We start from the raw sequence: 20807 nt of genomic DNA, 5'->3' as shown, positions 1-20807 counted from the left end.
ACGGCGAGACTTCTAAGCCGGACGGGGTGTTTCTTCGTTATCGGAGCAGACCCGCGAAACGGAACAAAATAGCGCTGGAAGTCATATACTGCAAAACGGGAAATGTATAGGTGGAAGGGAGAACGATAGATGAACTGGAAGCTGCGGCTGAGGAACCCGGTGGTTTGGGTTCAGATCACGCTGGGCGCGTTTGCGACGGCGTTGGCCTATGGCGGCTTGACCGCCGCCAGCATGGTGACTTGGGCGGATGTATGGAGTGTTGTCGTCGGTGCCGCGAAAAGCCCTTATTGCCTGTTTGTGATCGTATCGAATATTTGGAACGCGCTGAACGATCCAACGACTCCCGGTATGGCGGATTGCCATAGGGTGATGGAACTGGAGCGGCCACAGGCGAGGAGCTGAGCGTGGCGGATACTGTTTCTATGACCTGTTTGGAATAAAAGGCGCGGATATCGTGGCGGTATCCGCGCCTCTTTCTTTGAATCACCACCATTGTTCTTGACGCTTTACGTGCAATCAGGTATGATTAAAGTGAAAATGTTGTTTTTCGCATGTGCGAAAGAGAAAGGTTGGGGCAAATTGGGGATTCAGAATGACGCGGCGCAGGCCGAACGCCGGGAGGCGGCGAAGGCCCTAGCAAGCCGATTGATGCACATGCACTACTGCGACGGTAACTCGACCGGCGTGGCCGCTTATTTTGCCCCGCAGTTCACTTGGCTGGGCGCCGGCGAGGATCAATACCTTGTGGGACGAGAGGCTGCGCTGGATATCTTCACCCGATTTGAAGGCGCGATCCCAAAGTGCGATATCTGGGACGAGGAATATGATGTGATCGAACCGTCGCCGGGATTGTATGTGGTATCCGGCCGCATGTGGGTGGCTACCGCGCCCGATGTGGGAATGTACCTAAAGGTGCACCAGCGTGTGACGATCGTTTTACAGCAAACAGACGAAGGCCTGCGCTGCGCGCATATTCATTGCTCCAACCCTTACGAGGATCTGGTCGAAGAAGAGCTGTTTCCGGAGAAAATCGGCAAACAATCCTACGAATATGTGCAGGAACGTCTCAAAGCGCTGGAAGCGCAGGCGCTACAGCAAAACCGGCAGATGGATGTGGTGCTGTCATCCGTTGCGGGCGGCCTCAAGATCAGCCGGGATGATGCTACCTATTCCTTTGCCTTTGTCAGCGAGGAAGCCGCCGCATTGTTCGGCTACACGGTGGAGGAGTTCATGGCCGTTACGGGCGGTACCGCGGTGGGGGCCGTTTATCCGCCCGATTTGGAGCAGGCCCTCGCGGATTGCGAAGAAGCGTTCCGGGACGGCGGCCTTGCCTATGCCACGCGCTATCGGGTCCGTTGCAAGGACGGCAGCCTAAAATGGGTGCTGGACAGCGGCAAGAAAGCGCGTGACGCAAACGGGCATTGGATGGTCAACAGCCTGTATCTGGATGTGACCCGCGCGGAAGAGGACGCACAGCGCCTGCGGGAACAGACGCAGCTGTTAACCAGCATTTACGATACGGTGCCCTGCGGCATTATCCGCTTTGTCCGCCGCGCGGACGGCACTTACGAGCTGATCTCGCTCAACCGGGCGGCGCTGTCCCTCTTAGGCTATGAAAACCAAGAGGCGGGGGTTCACGACTGGCACGACGGCGTGCTGGGCACGGTGCTGCCGGAGGATCAGGCCATGCTGCGCGATACCTATTTGCTTCTGCGGGAGCTGGGCGACCGACAGGACCGGTCCTACCGCGCGCTGTTGCGCGACGGAACGCTCCGCTGGCTGGACGGCACCAATATGGTGGTAGATCGTACGCCGGAGGGCGATCTGGTGATCCAGCGCACGCTGATCGATATCACGGAGCGTAAGACGCTGCAGCAGCAGCTCGAACAGGAGCAGGAGATGTACCGCGTGGCGATGGAATCCAGCCGCGACGCCATGTTTGAGTATCTGATGGATTCGGATACCTTCATCAGCTATGAACCAAAGCCGGGGCAGGGGGTGGAGCGCCGGGCGCTGCGCGACTACTCGAAGCTTTTGCTGGACGAACGCTTTATGCACCCGGAGGACGCGCCGCTGGTGCGCGACAATATCTGCAACGGCCGGGCCGGTATCTTTGAGGTTCGCGTGGTCACGCCGCACTCGGCGCCCGGCGCCTATCGCTGGCATCGGATCAGCAGCCGGCTGATCGAGCATGACGGAAGGCCCTGCCGCGTGGTGGGCACGATCCGCAATATCCACAGCATGAAGGAAACGCTTTCGGAAAGCAGCGAGCGCTTGCATATGAGCCAATCGGCCCTACAAGCGATCAGCGGCGTTTATATCAGTATATTTTACGTGAACCTGTCCGAGGATCAATACTATGCGGTACGCCTGCCGCAGGCGCGGGACAGCCTGTCCTTTCCGCGCGCAGGCTGTTATTCCAAAGATCTTTGCACCTACCTTTTACCCTATGTCGAAGAGGGTTCGCGCGCCGAAGTGGGCCGCGCGTGCGACCGGCAGCGGCTGCTGGACGAAGTCTCGCGCGCGGGAGGACACACCGAGGTGGAGTTCCGGCAGGTGCAGGAGGACGGGGCAGGGGTCTCGTGGCTGCGGCTGGAGGTCCACCCCGTATCGATGGAGAACGCGGAGACCAAAACCGCTATCGTCACGCTGCGCAACATAACCGGAGAGAAGCAGCAGGCGCTGGAACGGCAAGCGGAAGAGAAAATGGCCAAGCAGGCGCTGGAAGAAGCGTACGAGGGCGCGCAGCGCGCGGGCCGCGCCAAATCCGAGTTTTTGTCCCGCATGAGCCACGATATCCGCACGCCGATGAACGCGATCATTGGCATGGCTTCCATTGCGGAAAAACAGCTGGAGGACCACGAGAAGACCGCCGATTGCCTGAACAAGATCCTGATTTCCGGCAAGCACCTGTTGGGGCTGATCAACGAGGTGCTGGATATGTCGAAGATCGAATCCGGCAACATCAGTTTGGACGAAAGCACTTTTATGCTGGACGATACGCTGCACACGGTCGCGCAGATCGTCCGGCCGGATGTGGAGCGTAAGCACCAGCTATTTGAGACCCATGGCATGGTGCGCAGCAACGCGGTTTGCGGGGACGCCATGCGCGTGCAGCAGATCCTGATCAACCTGCTCTCCAACGCGGTCAAATACACCGGCGAGGGCGGCCGCATCTCCCTGTCGGTCGAGGAAAAACTGTCCGGCGAGCGAGGGGTGGGCTGCTTTGAGTTTATCGTCGAGGACAATGGCATCGGTATTCCGCCGGCGTTTATCGACAAGCTGTTCACGCCGTTCGAGCGGGCGGCCGATACCCGGGTGAGCGAGGTACAGGGCACCGGTCTGGGCCTTGCCATCACGCATAATTTGGTGCAGATGATGAACGGCACCATTCGGGTGGAAAGCCGGCTGGAAGAGGGAACGCGCTTTATCGTTACGTTGTTTCTCAAGCTGGCGGAGAAGAAAGCGGTATCCGAGCCGTCCTGCGACGGGAATGATGCGTGTGAGACGGCTTTCGCACCGGACACCCGCATCCTCTTGGTGGAGGATAACGAACTCAACCGCGAGATCGCGCAGGAGCTTCTGGGCATGTCGGGGCTGCAAATCGTATGCGCGGCCGATGGGAGGCAGGCGGTGGAACGCTTTTCCGCCGCCCCGCCCAACACCTACGCGCTGATCCTGATGGATATACAGATGCCCGTGATGGATGGCTATGAAGCCACCCGGGCGATCCGCGCAATGGCCGCAGCGGGCCGGCCGGACGCGGGGAGTATTCCCATTATCGCCCTGACGGCGAACGCTTTTGCGGACGACGCGTACCGCGCGCGGCAGGCGGGCATGAACGAGCACGTGACCAAGCCGCTTGAGATCGACCGGCTGATGGAGACCCTGCACCGCTGGATCGATTGACCGGCAAGCGCAAGAATCAAACGGGCGGATCGGTGCTTTCGGGCCGATCCGCCCGTTTTCATGTATTTATCGGAAACGAGCGGCGACTTCGGCTTGCTTCTTTGACCTAAATGAGGTACAATATACATTAAGTATAGATTATGCTGCGGCGCGGGTAACCGGGGGCGGACACGTACGTTAAATATTGTGCTGTTTTTCGTGCGGGTGATGTATTCGTGCGCGTTTATGTAAAAATGTCTATATAAAAGGGCGGTGACGGGCGGTTGAAGCGGTTCTTAAAGGTGGGCCTGATCAGTTTATTCCTATCGCTCATCCTGCTCGGCAGTATCACGGTGAGCGCCATCGTGCGGATGCAGTCGAACGGCAGGCTGATCAACTACGTCGGTATCGTTCGCGGCGCGACGCAGCGGCTGATCAAGCTGGAACTGATGGGCCAGCCGAATGACGATACGCTGGAATATCTGGACAATATCTTGCGCGAGCTGAACGGAGCGCAGGGCGAATACGGCCTGCCGACGCCGGACGACGCCGCTTACCAGCAAAACCTCGCCAAGCTCAGCGCAATGTGGGACGAGGTAAAACGAGAAATCTATGCGCACCGCAGCGACGCGGCGACCCACGAGGAACTGCTGACCCTGAGCGAAGCATATTTTGATCAGGCGAACGATACGGTATTCGCAGCCGAGGCGTATTCAGCCAGAATGACGCGGCAGCTGATGATCATCTGCGTTGGGATGCTGCTGGTCATGTTGGTCACGTGGGCGTTTATTTTCTGGGCTTCCTCGCAAAAGCTGCTGACGCTGGAAAACACCAACCGCAAATTGAGCGACTTGACCCGCCGCGACACGCTGACGGGCGTATATGTGCTCAGTGCGTTCAAGGAACGGGCGCAGCAGTTGATTGACAGCGAAAAATTGGTAAAATACGCGATCGTCTATACCGATTTCGCGGATTTTAAATACATAAACGATGTGTTCGGCTATGCCTACGGCGACAGCGTGCTGTCGCGGTACAGCGAAATGCTTTTGGCCGAGCTGGACGAGAGGGAACTGTGCGGCCGCGTGTCGGCGGATAATTTTGTACTGCTGCTGCATTATCAAAATAAGGAAGAGGTCGCCGTCAGACAGCGCCGCGTCGACCATCTGATCACCGAGTTTATGCACGCCTCGAACTACCGCCAGTCGCTGCCGACTTGCTGCGGCATTTGCTGCATCGAAGACGTGGTCGAAAAGCTGACCATCGACGGTCTGCTTGATCGCGCGAATTTTGCGCGCAAAACGGTTAAAAACGGTACCAACCATAATTATGTGTACTACAACGAAAGCATTCGGCAGCGTCTGCGGGAAGAGAAGAACATAGAAAACCGTATGCTGGAAGCGCTGGAACGCCGCGAGTTTACGGTTCATTACCAGCCCAAGGTCGATTTAAAGACTAGACGGGTGGGGTGCGCGGAAGCGCTGGTGCGCTGGCGGACGGAGGATGGCGGTATCATCCCGCCCGATCGCTTCATCCCGGTATTCGAGCAAAAGTTCATGATCGACCAGCTGGACCGCTATGTGCTGGAAGACGTGTGCCGCAGCCTGCGCCGTATGATGGACGAAGGCAAGCCGGTGTGCCCGGTTTCGGTGAATGTTTCGCGCATTCAGTTTTATGACCAAAACTTTGTACGGCGCTATGTGGAGATTCGGGACAAGTACCGCATCCCGCCCGCGCTGCTGGAAATTGAATTTACCGAATCGATCGTATTTGATAACGCCGGGCTGATGCTGAACATCGTGCAGGATTTGAAGGCGCACGGCTTTTCCTGCTCGATCGATGATTTTGGCAAGGGCTATTCCTCACTGAGCCTGCTCAAGGACCTGCCGGTGGATGTGGTCAAGATAGACAGCTTTTTCTTCACCGACGGCGCCGACCACACGCGTGATCTGGCGCTGGTGCAGGGTATCGTGGAGCTGCTGCAAAAGTTCCATATCCACACCGTGGCGGAGGGCATCGAGGAAATGGATCAGGTCAAATATCTAACGGAGATCGGCTGCGATTATGTGCAGGGCTATGTATTTTACCGCCCCATGCCGCAGCCGGAATTTGAGAGCCTTCTGATAAAAGAAAGCAAGGAGAATCACGCACAATGACGATAAAAGAATGTTATGAAAGCATGGGCGCGGATTACGAGGACGTGCGCCGCCGCCTGATGAGCGATGACCGGATCGCCCGTTTTCTCCGTATGTTTAAGGGAGATTTGAGTTTTGCAACCCTGACGGACGCCATGCAGAGCGGCAACGCGGAAGAAGCGTTCCGCGCCGCCCACTCGCTGAAGGGCATTTGCATGAACCTGTCGCTGACAAAGCTGCAGAACGCTGCCGCGGCGCTTACCGAGGCGCTGCGCGGGGGCTTGATCACACCCGATGCGGAGACCCTTTACGACCGGGCGAAGGAGACCTATGAAGAAACGATCCGGTGCATTGCATGCTGCGTGAACGCCTGACGGTCAGAAAGAGAGAGCACGAATGAAAAAGCAAGGCACGATCCTGATCGTGGACGATACCGAGATGAACCGCGCGATGCTTGCCGATATGCTGGCGGACGATTATCAGATCATCGAAGCGTCCAACGGCGCGGAAGCGGTCGAAGCACTGAAAAGAAGGCAGGATGAGATCTCTCTGGTTCTGCTTGATATTGTTATGCCCGAAATGGATGGGTTTGAAGTGCTGGCCATGATGAACAAAAACGACTGGATCGCGCGCATTCCGGTCATCACGATCTCTTCCGAAACCGCCTCCTCCTATATCGATCACGCGTATGATCTGGGGGCGAGCGAATATATCAGCCGTCCGTTTGACGAAAAGACGGTCAAGCGCCGCGTCCATAACATCATCATGCTCTATTCCAAACAGAAGGAATTAGAGGGCATGGTGGCCGAGCAGGTCGTGGAAAAGGAAAAGAATAACTTTTTGATGGTCGAAATCCTGAGCAATATCGTGGAATTTCGTAATGGCGAAAGCGGTCTGCATGTGCTGCATATCCGCACGCTGACCGAGATATTCCTGCGCAAGCTGCAGGAAATGACCGACCGATACCCGCTTTCCGCGGCTAAGATCGCGCTCATCGTCAACGCTTCCGCGCTGCACGATATCGGTAAGATCTCCATCCCGGAAAATATCCTCAACAAGCCCGGTCGGCTGACGACCGAGGAGTTTGAGGTCATGAAAACGCACAGCGAGATCGGCGCCGCGATTATGAAGGACGCGATGCTCCGGCACCACGAGGAACTGATCGAGGTATCCTACAGCATTTGCCGCTGGCATCATGAGCGGTACGATGGGCGCGGCTATCCGGACCGTCTGAAAGGCGACGATATCCCGATCGAAGCGCAGGTGGTCGCGCTGGCCGATGTGTACGATGCGCTGACGAGCGAACGCGTTTACAAGGCGGCGTATTCGCACGAGACCGCGCTGAACATGATCCTTGGCGGCGAGTGCGGTACGTTTAACCCGCTGCTGATGGATTGCCTGCGGCAAGTCGCGCCTTTCCTGAAGGAAGAACTGCGCCTGCATTCGCAGGGCGAGGTGAACGAGGAAAATATCCGCGCGCTGTCCAGCCAGATATTGACGGGCAAGAAGATATCCAGCCGCACGCTGTCCCTTTTGGAGCAGGAGCGGACGAAATATCAGTTCTTTGCCTCGATGTCCAACGAAATTCAGTTTGAGTACAACTACCATACCGACGTGCTGACGATGTCTGAATGGGGCGCGCGGCAGTTGGGACTGAGCATGCTGATCGAGCATCCGGCGGAGAGCGCCGAGATGCGGCGTGTGTTCCGCGAGGCCGACTATCAGGACCTGCGCGACCGGCTGCGCAGCGCCACGCCCGACCGGCCGATCGCCAAAGCTTCCTACCGGCTGCATGTAGGCGGGCAGGAACGCTGGTTCAAGGCCGTGGCGCGCCCGCTGTGGGAGAATGAGAGCAGCGGCGAGGTCGTCGGCGCGATCGGCAAGTTCGTGGATATCCACGAAGAGCAAACGCAGCTTGCGCGCTTACAAGAGCTCGCGGCCAAGAGCGACGCGGCGCTGACCCAGAAAAACTGAGCGGCAAAACAAAAAAACGTTTCAAAGACGGCGGAGCGCGGCAAAAGCCGCGCTCCGTCGTTTTTTGGACATAGGGAGGAAACACAAGTTGGAAAACTACACACTGATTCGTTCGGCGCGCCGCACGCTTGCTCTAGAAGTGACGCGGGAAGGCAAGGTGCTGGTCCGCGCGCCCAAGCGCGTGACGCAGGCCCAGATCGAAGACTTTTTGCGGGCGCACGGGGATTGGCTCGAACGTGCGCTCGCCCGCCAGCAGGCACGGCTGGACGCGCACCCGGAGCCGGATGAGGAAAAACGGCGGCAGCTTATTTTGCGCGCCCAGCAAGAGCTGCCCGCGCGCGTGAACGCTTATGCGGAAAAAATGGACCTGCGCCCCACCGGGATCAGCATAACGGCGGCGCGCACGCGGTTCGGTTCATGCAGCGCGAAAAACCGTCTGTGCTTTTCGCTGTATTTGATGGATTACCCGGAGCAAGCGATCGACTATGTGGTTGTGCACGAGTTGGCGCATATCGTCCATAAAAATCACGGCCCAAGATTTTGGCAGTTGGTCGAAAGCGTGCTGCCCGATTACAAGGCGCGCCGCGCCCTACTGCGCTGAGCATTTGACGCGCGCCGCGCGGCGTGATAAAATGTACGCAGCAAGTTTGGGGCAAAGGACGTGGAGAGAATGACCATTGCAGAGATCGCGCAGCGGGCGGGCGTATCCAAGGCGGCGGTTTCGCGCTATCTGAACAACGGGTATATTTCTTCGGAAAAACGCGAGGCGATCCGCCGGGTGATCGAGGAGACCGGCTATGTTCCCTCGCAGCAGGCGCAAACGCTGCGCACGGGCCGCACAAAAATGATCGGCGTGATCGTGCCCCGTATCGATTCCGAATCGATCAGCCGCGTGGTGGCCGGGATTTCGCGCGTGCTGGAGCAATGCGGTTACCGTCTGCTGCTGGCCAATACCGATAACCGTTCGGAAAAGGAACTGGAATATCTCGAAGTATTCCGGGGCAACATGGTGGACGGCGTGATATTGGTCGCGACCGTGCTTTCCACGGCGCACAAGAAGGCGCTCGGCGCGGCGGGCGTGCCCGCCGTTGTGGTCGGACAGCAGGCGCCGGGCATCAGCTGCATCTATCATGATGATAAAAGCGCTGCCGAAGCGCTGACGACGCTGATGGCGGCGTCCGGGCGGCGGCGCATCGGCTGCATCGGCGTGACGCGCCGCGATAAAGCGGCGGGTGTTTTGCGCTATGAAGGCTATTTTGCGGCGCTGGGGCAAGCCGGGCTGCAAGAGGACCCCGCGCTGTGCGAGCAAAGTGACTTTTCCGTGGAAGGCGGTCGCGCCGCAGCGCGCCGCCTGATCGAGCGCATACCGGATATAGATGGTGTTTTTTGTGCAACCGATTCCATTGCGATCGGCGCGATCGACACGCTGCGTGATCTTGGCCGCCGTGTGCCGGAGGATATCGCGGTGGCGGGCATCGGACATTCCAGAATGGCCGAGCTGCTGCGGCCCCGGCTGACGACCGCGCACTATTATTACTTTTCCAGCGGGGAGGAGGCCGCGCGCGACCTGCTGCATATCATCGACAGCGGCACCGACCAAAAGCGTCAGCTCATGCTTGGGTTTGAGATTATTCGCGGCGAAACGGTGTAAAATCTTGCTTTTACAATAGATCGCTGCGCGAAAAGAGGCTGTAAAATAAGTTCCCAAAAATGAATAGGAAACTGTTGCAAAGCGAAGAATGCTACCGAATTTGTCATTCTGAGGAGCGAAGCGACGAAGAATCTCGCGCGACCACGCGGAATTTACACTGGAAACGCGCGTTCGCGCGGGATTCTTCACTTCGTTCAGAATGACATTTGGGGACTCTTCTATTTTGCAACAGTTTTTTTACAGCCTTTTCGCTTTGTGGCAACCGAATTCCAAAGGATGATTCTTTCAAGATGGGGAAAACTAACTTGTGCTTTCGGTGAAATGCGCAAAAACAGAGCGCTAAATTTGGATAGAATGCGGATTTACAAACAGAGGCAACGGTCCTATAATGAAATCATAAAGTGAAAACGATTTCACATAAAAGAGAAAGGCGGAACAAGGCATGGATTATCAGAGAGCGGCTTCTGAAGTGCTCGCCTGCATCGGCGGCAAAGACAACATCGTATCCGCGGCGCACTGCGCGACCAGACTCAGGCTGGTCATTGCGGATAATGGTAAGGTGCAAAAGAAAAAGCTGGAGAACGCCGAAGGCGTGCAGGGCGTGTTCGAGGCGCAGGGACAACTCCAGATCATCTTCGGCACAGGCACGGTCAATAAGGTATACGACGAATTTATCCGTCAGTCCGGCGCGTCCGCCGCCTCTAAGGACGAGGTAAAGGCCGCCGCCGCCAAAAAGGGCAACTGGTTCCAACGCGCGATTAAAACGCTGGGCGATATCTTCGTGCCGATCATTCCCGCGATCGTCGCCTCCGGCTTCCTGATGGGCATCATGGAGTCTTTGAACTTCATGGTGGGTAACGGTTTTATCGAACTGAACACCAGCGGTTCGTTCTATGTGTTCGCGCAGCTCTTTTCCAACGTCGCCTATGTGTTCCTGCCCATCCTGATCGCGTTTTCCGCGGCCAAGGTGTTTGGCGGCAACCCGTTTTTGGGCGCGGTCATCGGCATGATCATGCTGCACCCCAACCTGCAAAACGCATGGACGGTGGCGACCGAAGGCGTACACACCATGCAGTCCGTGTTCTTCGGCCTGTATGAGGTGCCGCTCGTCGGTTATCAGGGGCATGTCATTCCGGTCATCATTGCGGTTTGGGTTATGTGTTTTATCGAAAAACGGCTGCATAAGATCGTGCCCGCCATGCTCGATCTGTTCGTCACACCGCTGGTATCCGTTTTCGTCACCGGCTATATGACGCTCGCGGCCATCGGCCCGGTGTTCACCTTTATCGAAAACAACATCATTTCCGGCGTGCAGTGGCTGATCGCCATCCCGTTTGGCATCGGTTCGTTCCTCATGGGCGGCGTGTACGCGACTACGGTCGTTTCCGGCATCCATCACATGTATACCATCATCGATCTGGGACAGCTCGCGGCATACGGCCTGACCTTCTGGCTGCCGCTGGCTTCGGCCGCCAACGTGGCGCAGGGCGGCGCGGCGCTCGCGGTCGCGCTCAAAACACGCAATAAAAAGCTGAAGGCCATGGCGCTGCCCGCTTCGCTTTCCGCGTTCCTTGGCATTACGGAGCCCGCGATCTTCGGCGTCAACCTGCGCTATCTCCGTCCGTTCATCGCCGGATCAATCGGCGGCGCGTGCGGCGCGCTGTACGCCTCCATCGTCCATCTGGGCGCGACCGGCACGGGCGTTACCGGTATTTTCGGTATCCTGCTGCACCTGCACCGTCCGGTCCAATATGTGATCACCGTCGTCATCGCGGCGGGCGTGGCCTTCGCGCTGTCTTGGATCATGGGCATTAAGGAAGAATCGCCCGAGGAAGACCGGACGGAAGCGCCGCTCCAAATACCGGAAGAGCAAACGCCGGTATCCGTTCCCGCCGCGCAGACCGCTTCGGTATCGATCGCCTCGCCCGTGACCGGCCGCGCGGTACCGCTCTCCGAAACGGGGGATGAGGCCTTCGCCGCCGAGGTGCTCGGCAAGGGCGTGGCCGTCCAACCCGAGGAGGGCAAGGTGTTCGCCCCCTGCGACGCGACCGTTGAGACCGTGATGGGACACGCGGTCGGCCTGACCTGCGATAACGGGGCCGAGCTTCTGATCCATGTGGGCATCGACACCGTCAATTTAAACGGCAAGCATTTTACCGGCCACGCGCAGGAAGGCGCGCATGTTAAGGCGGGCGACCTGCTGCTCGAATGCGACCTGAAAGCGATAGAAGCCGAGGGCTACAAGACCATCATTCCCGTCATCGTCACCAATTCGGACGATTATCAGGCGGTACAGAAAACGTTAGGCGCGGTCGGCGCGGTCAAGGACACGCTGCTCACGCTATCCAAATAACGGAGGGAAAACGGATATGAATGCTTTGCACCGCGACCTTGCCCGCCTTGTCGCCGAGGCGGAGCGGCAGGGGCTTGCCCGCGCGGAGCAGGACCCCTACCGCCTCCGCTTTCATCTCATGCCGCCCGTCGGCTGGATGAACGATCCCAACGGCTTATGCCGCTGCGGGGATTGGTACCATGTGTTTTATCAGTACGGCCCGTTCGATTCGACCGGCGGGGTCAAGCATTGGGGGCATTACCGCAGCCGCGACCTTGTCCAGTGGGAGCAGCTGCCGCCCCTGCTGTATCCGGATCAGACATGGGACCTGCACGGCGTATATTCGGGCTCCGCGCTGGTGGAGGACGGTGTGATGTACCTATATTACACCGGAAACGTCAAGCACCCCGGCGATTTTGACTATGTGACCGAGGGGCGCGGACACAACACCGCGCTGGCCGTTTGCCGGGACGGCGTGACGGCCCAGTCCAACGAGCTGCTTTTGGAAAACCGGGACTATCCCGCCGGGCTGACCTGTCATGTGCGCGATCCCAAGGTTTTCGCGTACGACGGGGCGTATTATATGGTGCAGGGCGCGCGCACGCTGGAAAACAGGGGTGAGCTGCTCGTCTTTGAATCACGCGACAAGCGGCATTGGACGCATATCAACACGATCACAACGCCCGACGCGTTCGGCTATATGTGGGAATGCCCCGACCTGTTTGAACTGAATGGCCAATGGGTCGCGGTCTGTTCGCCGCAGGGCGTGGAGCACGGGCGCGATACGTTTCAAAACGTGTATTCCTGCGGATATTTCCCGCTGGACGGCGATTTTCGTTCGGCCTATACGCTCGGCGCGTACCGTGAGATGGATACCGGGTTTGATTTTTACGCGCCGCAGACCTTTTTGGACGGGGAGCGCCGCCTGCTGATCGGCTGGATGGGCATGCCGGACGCGCCGTATGAAAATCTGACCGTGGCCTATGGTTGGCAGCACGCCATGACCGTGCCTTGCCGGTGCGATTGGCAAAACGGCCGTATGCTGCGCTATCCGGCTGCGGAGCTGCAAACGCTTCGCCGGGGACCGGTCGAGGCTGGGGACGCGGCGGTGTTCGATCTGGAACTCACGGATTGCGCGAAGGGCGGTCTTGTCATCCGGGATAGCGCTGTGTTAGAATGGGGACAGGGAGAAATGACCCTTTCGTTCACCGGCGGCGGCGCGGGCCGCACCGTGCGCCATGCCAAGGTGGGCGAGGTGTGCGCGCTACGCATTCTGGCCGATACCTCGTCGCTTGAAATTTTCGTCAATCACGGGGAAAGCGTGCTCACTACGCGCTACTACCCGCGGCCGGACGCGCGGGGCGTGCGCTTAACCGGAAAGGGCGAGGTGCGTCTTTGGGAAATGGGCTCGCTCACGATTAAACGCTGAATCAGGAAAGGGGAGACGCGTCAATGCCGCAGTACCGGCTGATAGCGATCGATTTGGACGGTACGCTGCTGGATGAAAACAGCCGCGTGCCGCCGGAAAACGCGCGCGCGATCCGTCAGGCGCAGCTTAACGGCGCGCAGGTCGCTCTGTGCACCGGCCGCAACTATCTGGACGCCGGCTGGTACAGCGAACAGCTGCTCGCGCCCGCGGATTGGGCGGTCACGGCCAATGGCGCCGATGTACGGCCGTTGCCGCAGGGAGAGCCGGTTTTGTTTGCGGGATTGGATGACGCCGCGCTTGCCGCTTTACAAGCGGTTTGCGCCGCCTTTGGCACTGACCCGTGTTTGTATACCGCGACCCATATGTATTATGGCTGGGAATTTGAAAAGTTTGTCCGCACGCTGCGCGAGACCTACGGGCACGACATTTTCGGCGGACAACAAAGGGAAAACCTGATCTTTGTGCAGACCGAGGACGCATGGCGCGAGGTATTGCGGTGCGAGCGGGGACGGATCACCAAGGCCATTTTGTACCATGGCGATACCGCGGTTGTGGACGAAATGACCGCCGCGCTCGATCGGACGGGCCTGTTTGAGACCGCTCCATCGGTCATGTATGGCGGCAAGCTGAAAAATGTGGAGGTAAACAGCCGGGGCGTACACAAGGGGCGGGGGCTTGAAGCGCTCGCCGGGCGGCTGGGCTGCGGCATGGAGGGCGTGCTCGCGCTGGGCGACAGCGATAACGATTTGAGCATGCTGCGCATGGCGGGCCTCGGTGTGGCGATGGAGAACGCTTTGCCGTCCGTGCGCGCGGCGGCGGACGCTGTAACCGCGTCCAACCTTGCGTGCGGCGTCGCGCGGGCGATCGAAAAATATGTGCTGAAGGGGATGTAGCAGATGAAGCGTATGGTGGCGATCGGCGAGCTGCTGATCGATTTTGTGCCGCAGGAAAAGGGCTGCGCGCTGCGCGAGGTGACGCATTTTGAGCGCGTCGCGGGCGGCGCGCCGGCCAATGTGGCCGCGGCGGTCAGCCGCCTTGGAGGCGACGCGGACATGATCTCACAGGTGGGCGAGGACGCGTTCGGCGATCATATTCTGGAGGTGCTGCAAAGCAACGGCGTGGATACCTCGTATGTGTTCCGCACCGGGCGCGCAAATACCGGCCTTGCCTTTGTTTCGCTCGATGCGGCGGGCAACCGCGAGTTTTCTTTTTTCCGCAATCCCTCGGCGGATCTCTTCCTTGGGCCTGAACAGATCACGCCCGCGATGTTTACGGGCTGCGCCGCGCTGCACTTCTGTTCGGTCGATTTGGTGGATTGGCCGGTAAAGCAGGCGCACAGGCGCGCGATCGAGTCGGCGCGTCAGGCGGGCGCACTCATTTCGTTCGACCCCAATGTGCGCTTGCCGCTGTGGGATTCGCCCGAAGAATGCCGCGCCGCCATCCGTGAATTTCTGCCCTATGCCGATCTGGTCAAGCTGTCGGATGATGAGATCGCGTTTGTCACCGGCGTTTCGGACGAGCGGGAAGCCGCGAAGCAGCTTTTTGCCGGCGGCTGCCGTTTGCTGCTGGTGACCAAGGGGCCGGCGGGCTCGGCAGTATACACACAGGGCGCTTCGGCTGCCTGCGAGCCGATCGCGGTGCCGGTCGCCGATACGACGGGCGCGGGCGATTCGTTCATCGGCTCGTTTCTCTATCAGCTCATTCGCGACGGCGTCACGGCGGACGGTCTGGCAAAGCTGACAGAGGAAACGCTCTCCTCTTACCTGCGCTTTTCCGCCCGCTATGCGTCGCTTACCGTGCAGCAAAAAGGCGCGGTCATGGCAACGCTGGAAGAGCTGCAAAAGGCGTACCCGGAAGTATGATACATAACAGTGCAGGGAAAAGAATTTTTATTAAATACCCGGCCTTCACTGCTGGTTATTAATCTAAAAAGAATGGAAGGGACTGTAAAAAAACTGTTGCAAAATAGAAGAGTACCCAAATGTCATTCTGAACGAAGTGAAGAATCTCGCGCAAACGCGCGTTCCCAGTGTAAATTCCGCGCGTTCGCGCGAGATTCTTCGTCGCTTCGCTCCTCAGAATGACAGAATTGGTAGCATTTTTCGCTTTGCAACTGTTTTCTATTCATTTGTGAGAACTTATTTTACAGCCCCTTTATTATTCTATAGCAGCCCTAACCAACGCAGGAGGTAAATACAGTCCTGAAAGCCTTGTTGATACACAAACTCGACGCTGATCGCATTTTCGTTATTTTTTGCAGCGTCAAATCTGTTGAGCAGGAGTGCGTCGCCAGACAACTTTGCCTGTATTGATTGATAAAGCTCACTGCACTCCTGCGATGCAGTGATAAAGTCTGGATCTGTTTTCTCCTTTTCGTACGCCAAGCGGGTACAGGAGCGGGCGCAGCAATCCTTAAAGTTTGTTGCAAATGAATGGTATCCGTTTTCCATAATGTCACTCTTTCTTTTACAACCGCTTGAAAGAGGGAGGGCGTATAGTGTATAATATTTATGCGCTCTGTCCTTTTGGACGGTTGTGCATCTGGGGAGCGGCGGCTTGTTTGACGACTGGACGCCGCTCTCTTATTTTTCGTCTTTTAGATGGTAGATCGCTTGACGAATCCCTTCTGGATAATTGATGTTTTTCCTTTTGCTTATGTCGCTTTGTGTATATAAAAAGGGCCTGACTCGAAAATCCTTCCGAGTCAGACCCGTTTTTCAATGCACTGTTTTCTTGCCAAACGCCTGTCGTTATGCAAAGTAAGGCGCGAGCGAGGGGACCTTGGCGATCTGCTCCGCCGCTTCGGGAAAATCGCGGCACAGGCGGGCGGCACAGCGGCGGCAAAAATCACTGTAAAGTTCGCTGTTATCGCGCATTTGCTGTTTGAAGCCCCAGACATGGGTGTAATACGCCTGACCGCCAAATAGGCCGGGTAGATCGGACAGGGCGGCAACGTGCGCGCCGTAGCCCGCCGCGCACATGGCGAGCATACGCTGTTCGGCAAAGACCATATAGGTGAGCACATCGTCCGCCTCGGGCGCGGAGCGTATAAAGCTAATCGCGGTATCGGTATAAAACCGGCGGAAAGCGTCGCTTCCAAAGTACGCGAGCGCGGTGTTGAGCGGCCGCACGGTCCAATCGAGCGCAGACAAGTCAAATCCCTGCGAACGGCCAAAGGCTTCGGGGCCGGGATAGATGCCGGGGGAGATGTCCTCCCGGTGGATGGCGGCGGCGTCCAGCTCGTTCAGCAGCGGAGCGATTGGCTTCCACACGATAAAATCCGTATCGATCATGACGCAGGGCGCGCGCAGGGCCGCGAGCGCGTACAGCTTGCCCGCCGCCCAAAAGGCGATGGGGTTGACGTCCGCCGGGATATCGTCCAGCAGGGGATAGACCCCGCCGTTCCATAAAAAGAAAAGGCCGAGCGCTTCGTAGTAGCGCGCGGCCACAGTGTCGCACAGCATGGAAATGGCGCCGTTTTCGCGCTGCCACTGAAGCGCGGAGAGCGCGGTGGTGAGCAGCTCGAACGGTTCTACTGCGTAGTCGCCGCCCGGGTTACGGGCAAAGAAGGGCCGCGTCCAGTTGGAGTGAAAAGCATGCATCAGATCAGCTCCAATCCGTAACCGCCCGCCAGATAGACGCACGAGCCGAAGACATAGGAGCCCGAACCGGAGCCCAGATAGGATATGCGGTAAGAAGTGGTGTATGAGGTCGTGTAGGACGAACCGGAGCCGGAACCGGGGCGTACAAACACGGTGCGCGTCACGGTGATCGCGCCCTCGGTAACAGCGCAGGTCTCATCCGGCGGCAGGAAGCCGCCCATGATGGGCACGGGGGCCTGTCCCTCCTCCGCTTCGTACCAGCCCGCGTGGAACGGATCGACCGCGAACACCGGCGCGGGCGCGGCAGCGGCCGGAACGGCGGGCTCTTCCGCGGGGACTTCGGGCTCGGAAGGTTGGCAATGGCGGGCATAGCTGTTCAGGTCGAACACTACACCGTCCATTTCACGGTACTTGTCCGGGTTCATGGCAAGGATGCCGTTTGACAAAGCCATGGGCCGCACCTCCCCCTCCAATAATTTCGTATATTTAAATTATACTGGAAGGGGAGGAAAACCGCAACGAGAATTTGGTCGTTTGCGCGGTTATTTTTCGTTGGGGACCGGTCACTTTGCAACCGGTGCGAAAATATGGTATAATAGCCGCAAAACGGCTATTATACCCGGATTAAATTAATTATACCATCAGCGGCGCTTAGCGAATGCTGATAGCTTTATTTGCGCATGCCGCTGTGGTATAATAGCCGCAAAACGCTTATTATACCCGGATTGAATTAATTATACCATCAGCGGCTCTTAGGTGTGTTTTGACTCTTCGGAATTGCTTGCCGCTGTGGTATACTAACCGCGAAACGGCTAGTATACCGCTTGTTTTGATAGGGCGGGCAGGAGGAAAGAATGATGGACTTTGACCGGTTGGAACGATCCGTGTGGAATGTACTGCGGGATGAAAAGCGCCCGATCGCGCTTTATGGCATGGGCGATGGAGCGGATAAGGTCTTAAACGAATTTGAAGCGCGCGGCATACGCGCGGCCGCCGTGTTTGCAAGCGACGGCTTCGTGCGCGGCCATTCCTTTCGGGGCTTCCCGGTGGAAACGCTCTCCGGCGTGACCGAACGGCTGTCGGAGAATATCGTGATCGTCATCTGCTTTGCCAGCCAGCGGCCCGAGCTGCTTCGGCGCTTTACCGATCTGGACGCGCGGTACGACGTGTTTGCGCCCGATGTGCCCGTGGTGCCCGGGCCGGTGTTCGATGCGGCTTTCGCCCGGCAAAATCAGGCCGCCATGGCCCGCGCGTATGAACTGCTGGCGGACGAGCGTTCGCGGCAGGTGTTTTTGGACACGGTGCGCTTTAAGCTTTCGGGCCGCCTGCGGTATCTGTTTGGATGTGAAACGGAAAAGGCCGAAGCATTTGAAAACCTGCTTTGTCTGGGAGAAAACGAACATTTTGCCGATCTGGGCGCGTATACCGGCGATACGGTCCGCGAATTTCTGCATCATACGAAGGGCCGCTACGCTTCCATCACCGCGTTAGAGCCGGATGCGCGAAGCTTTCGCAAGCTTTCGGCCTATGCGGCGGAAAATCTCACGGGGGAAATTCATCTGGTGCAGGCGGGCGCATGGCGGGAGGATACCACGCTTACCTTCGCGGCTAAGGCCGGGCGGCAAAGCCGTGTGGCGCGCGATGGTGTGAAAACCGAAATGCGCGCGCTGGACAGCGTGCTGAACGGCGCGCCCTGCACCTATTTAAAAATGGATGTGGAAGGGGCAGAACGGCAAGCGATCGCGGGTGCGCGGGAAACGATCCGGCGCTTTGGCCCTGCCTTGAATATCGCGGCCTATCACACCAGCGCGGACTTTTTTGAGCTGCCGCTGCTCATCCATGAAATGAATCCTGCGTACCGGCTGTATCTGCGGCATCACCCCTATGTGCCCGCGTGGGATACGAACTTATATGCAGCGGCGCGGTAAATAGGGCTGGAAATCAGCGGCAAAACGCGGTATAATAGATATGCTAAATTCTGAACATAAGGGAGAGAATAACAATGGGATGTTTTTACTGTGACGAACACCATGAGGGCCGCGAGGCGCTGATGTTCGAGGTCGGCAAGATGAAGGCCGGCACGCTGTACCTGTTTAAGGATCAGGCGCATAAGGGCCGCTGCGCGCTGGCGCTGGGCACGCATAAGAAGGAACTGTGCGAGTGCACCGAGCAGGAGCGCCACGACTTTGCCGACGATCTGGCCGCCGCTTCCGGCGCCGTCAAGAAGCTGTGGGGCTGCACCAAGATCAATCTGGGCTCCTATGGCGACACCAACCCGCACCTGCATTTCCACATCGTCCCGAAGTACGAGGGCGGCTTTGAGTTTGGCGGCAGCTTTGCCATCGGCAACGATCAGCCGGTTTTCCTGAGGGATGAAGAGTATCAGGAAATGATTGCTGCGCTCAAAAAGGAACTCGGCATGTAAGAACCCGGCGTATGCCGTGAAACGAAAAAAGCGCACTGCAAAACCGATAGGGCTTGCAGTGCGCTTTTTCGTATAGATCGGGAAAACAGCGCGGCGTTCGCACATGCTGAGAAAACCGGTTAAGTGGGTAAAAAGGTAGAAATAGGGTTGGTTTTCGTTAAGAATAACCGAAAATAGACACCTGATTTTGTGGTGTTTTTGTGAGAAAGTGATTGACACTCTCTAACAAAAGTATTAATATATTAGTAAACAATAAAGCGGACACAGCAATCGAGGTTGAGAGGATTCAAGGAGGGAGACCTTCCTGTATCATAATTTGAAAAATGAAACGAAGGGAGGTAGACAGGCCTCAAGCAAGTACAGTACGCAAGCTACAGCACGAAACGATGGGGAGGAATGAAAAATGAACTACACCATTGATCTGACCGGAAAATCGGCGATCGTCACCGGCGCAACAGCGGGCATCGGCCGCGCGATCGCACTGGGGCTGGCCGAATGCGGTGCGGATGTGATGGTATGCGGCCGTAACGAAGAGCGGGCTAACGAAGTCGTGCAAGAGATTCAAAAAATGGGCCGCAAAAGCATTGCGTTTCAAATGGATGTGAAAAGCGAAGCGGACGCGGCGGAAATGGCAAAGACCGCGGAGGCGTACTTTGGAAAGATCGATCTGCTGTATAACAACGCGGGCACGATCAGCATGTCCACCATCGAAAATTTGCCCTTGGCGGATTGGGAGGAAATCTTCGCGGTGAATTGCAGGGGCGTGTTCCTATGCTCGCGCGCCGTCATACCCTACATGAAAAAGCAGGGCGGCGGGCGGATTGTCAATACCGCGTCCCAATGCGGCAAAACAGGCGCCGCGCTGCTGACCCACTATTGCGCCACCAAGGCCGCCGTAATCGGTTTTACCAAGGGCTTGGCGCTTGAACTGGCACAAGACAATATCCGCGTCAACTGCTTCTGCCCGGGCTCTGTGATGACGGATATGACGCTTCGGGAATCGGTTTGGGCTTCTGAGATCCAAGGAAGGGACGCCGAAACTATTCTGCGCGAGTGGGAAAGCGCTATCCCCCTAGGACATTATGCGGACCCTGTCGAGATCGCGCGCGTCGCCGTATTTCTGGCGACCGAGCTGAGCGGCTACATGACGGGGCAGGCGGTCAATGTAAGCGGCGGCCAAGAAATGCACTAAGAATCAGTTCCTCGGCAAAAAAGTAAACTCCAGAAAAAGCAAAGGTGGTATCCCGTCACAGGAGAGGAAGAAGCGTATCTGTTTACGATATATAATATATTAATATATGATTTATTGCCCGCGCAATATCTGTATGATAGGCGCCACCTTAAAACACCGGAACTCCTAGTAAAACACAGATA

Annotated in this window: 17 protein-coding genes; 14 read left to right on the top strand and 3 right to left on the bottom strand. The window is 57.6% G+C overall.

Translation table 11 applies throughout. The features are described from left to right. Positions 1–129 precede the first annotated feature (129 nt). The 11 genes from NE562_RS02805 (at position 130) to NE562_RS02750 (ending at position 15268) form a co-directional block, all read left to right on the top strand. The gene (locus NE562_RS02805) at positions 130–402 is read left to right on the top strand and encodes a phage holin family protein (RefSeq protein ID WP_280960872.1); all 273 of its coding nucleotides are present in this window, start codon (positions 130–132) and stop codon (positions 400–402) included. Between the two features lie 177 nt (positions 403–579). Continuing rightward, entirely contained in the window at positions 580–3909 is a 3330-nt protein-coding gene (locus tag NE562_RS02800; RefSeq protein WP_280960871.1) for a PAS domain-containing protein, read from the top strand. Between the two features lie 263 nt (positions 3910–4172). Next, positions 4173–6041, top strand: a complete 1869-nt coding sequence (locus NE562_RS02795) for a putative bifunctional diguanylate cyclase/phosphodiesterase (RefSeq protein WP_280960870.1) — start codon at positions 4173–4175, stop codon at positions 6039–6041. After that, on the top strand, positions 6038–6394 hold the full coding sequence (locus NE562_RS02790; RefSeq protein WP_280960869.1) for an Hpt domain-containing protein: 357 nt from the start codon (positions 6038–6040) through the stop codon (positions 6392–6394). The genes NE562_RS02795 and NE562_RS02790 overlap by 4 nt, the downstream gene beginning before the upstream one ends. Before the next feature lie 22 nt (positions 6395–6416). Further along, positions 6417–7994: an HD-GYP domain-containing protein gene (locus NE562_RS02785; RefSeq protein WP_280960868.1), complete on the top strand. Its 1578-nt coding sequence runs from the start codon at positions 6417–6419 to the stop codon at positions 7992–7994. 88 nt (positions 7995–8082) lie between these two features. Next, the gene (locus NE562_RS02780; protein WP_280960867.1) at positions 8083–8595 is read left to right on the top strand and encodes a M48 family metallopeptidase; all 513 of its coding nucleotides are present in this window, start codon (positions 8083–8085) and stop codon (positions 8593–8595) included. 69 nt (positions 8596–8664) lie between these two features. Continuing rightward, on the top strand, positions 8665–9645 hold the full coding sequence (locus tag NE562_RS02770) for a LacI family DNA-binding transcriptional regulator (protein WP_330645826.1): 981 nt from the start codon (positions 8665–8667) through the stop codon (positions 9643–9645). Between the two features lie 442 nt (positions 9646–10087). Continuing rightward, positions 10088–11998 (top strand): PTS beta-glucoside transporter subunit IIBCA, encoded by a 1911-nt coding sequence (locus NE562_RS02765; RefSeq protein WP_280960866.1) that lies wholly within the window; start codon positions 10088–10090, stop codon positions 11996–11998. A 16-nt stretch (positions 11999–12014) separates the two neighbouring features. Next, positions 12015–13406 carry a glycoside hydrolase family 32 protein gene (locus NE562_RS02760; RefSeq protein ID WP_280960865.1) on the top strand — a complete coding sequence of 464 codons (1392 nt, stop codon included), beginning with the start codon at positions 12015–12017 and terminating at the stop codon, positions 13404–13406. A gap of 23 nt (positions 13407–13429) precedes the next feature. Further along, positions 13430–14299 (top strand): Cof-type HAD-IIB family hydrolase, encoded by an 870-nt coding sequence (locus NE562_RS02755; RefSeq protein WP_280960864.1) that lies wholly within the window; start codon positions 13430–13432, stop codon positions 14297–14299. A 3-nt stretch (positions 14300–14302) separates the two neighbouring features. After that, complete coding sequence (locus NE562_RS02750; RefSeq protein ID WP_280960863.1) at positions 14303–15268, top strand: carbohydrate kinase family protein; 966 nt, start codon at positions 14303–14305, stop codon at positions 15266–15268. A 300-nt stretch (positions 15269–15568) separates the two neighbouring features. On the opposite strand, the gene NE562_RS02745 is transcribed toward NE562_RS02750, so the two are convergent. From NE562_RS02745 to NE562_RS02735, 3 genes are all read right to left on the bottom strand, one after another. After that, complete coding sequence (locus tag NE562_RS02745) at positions 15569–15856, bottom strand: hypothetical protein (RefSeq protein WP_280960862.1); 288 nt, start codon at positions 15854–15856, stop codon at positions 15569–15571. A 300-nt stretch (positions 15857–16156) separates the two neighbouring features. Further along, a complete protein-coding gene (locus NE562_RS02740) occupies positions 16157–17008 on the bottom strand; it encodes a hypothetical protein (RefSeq protein WP_280960861.1) in 852 nt (283 codons plus the stop codon). After that, positions 17008–17460 (bottom strand): hypothetical protein, encoded by a 453-nt coding sequence (locus NE562_RS02735; protein WP_280960860.1) that lies wholly within the window; start codon positions 17458–17460, stop codon positions 17008–17010. Before NE562_RS02735 ends, NE562_RS02740 begins: the two co-directional genes overlap by 1 nt. A gap of 402 nt (positions 17461–17862) precedes the next feature. Here NE562_RS02735 and NE562_RS02730 point away from each other — a divergent pair, with 402 nt between their 5' ends. The 3 genes from NE562_RS02730 to NE562_RS02720 all read left to right on the top strand — a co-directional run bounded on the left by NE562_RS02730 (position 17863) and on the right by NE562_RS02720 (position 20625). Beyond that, on the top strand, positions 17863–18936 hold the full coding sequence (locus NE562_RS02730; protein ID WP_280960859.1) for an FkbM family methyltransferase: 1074 nt from the start codon (positions 17863–17865) through the stop codon (positions 18934–18936). Positions 18937–19010: 74 nt separating this feature from the next. Further along, positions 19011–19433 carry an HIT family protein gene (locus NE562_RS02725; protein ID WP_280960858.1) on the top strand — a complete coding sequence of 141 codons (423 nt, stop codon included), beginning with the start codon at positions 19011–19013 and terminating at the stop codon, positions 19431–19433. Positions 19434–19836: 403 nt separating this feature from the next. Then, on the top strand, positions 19837–20625 hold the full coding sequence (locus tag NE562_RS02720; RefSeq protein WP_280960857.1) for an SDR family NAD(P)-dependent oxidoreductase: 789 nt from the start codon (positions 19837–19839) through the stop codon (positions 20623–20625). The last annotated feature ends 182 nt before the right edge of the window (positions 20626–20807 follow it).

Origin of the sequence: Butyricicoccus faecihominis (assembly GCF_024462775.1) — a bacterium.
In the GTDB taxonomy this organism is placed as follows: Bacteria; Bacillota; Clostridia; order Oscillospirales; family Butyricicoccaceae; genus Agathobaculum; species Agathobaculum faecihominis_A.
This window is presented reverse-complemented; position numbering and strand designations above follow the sequence as displayed.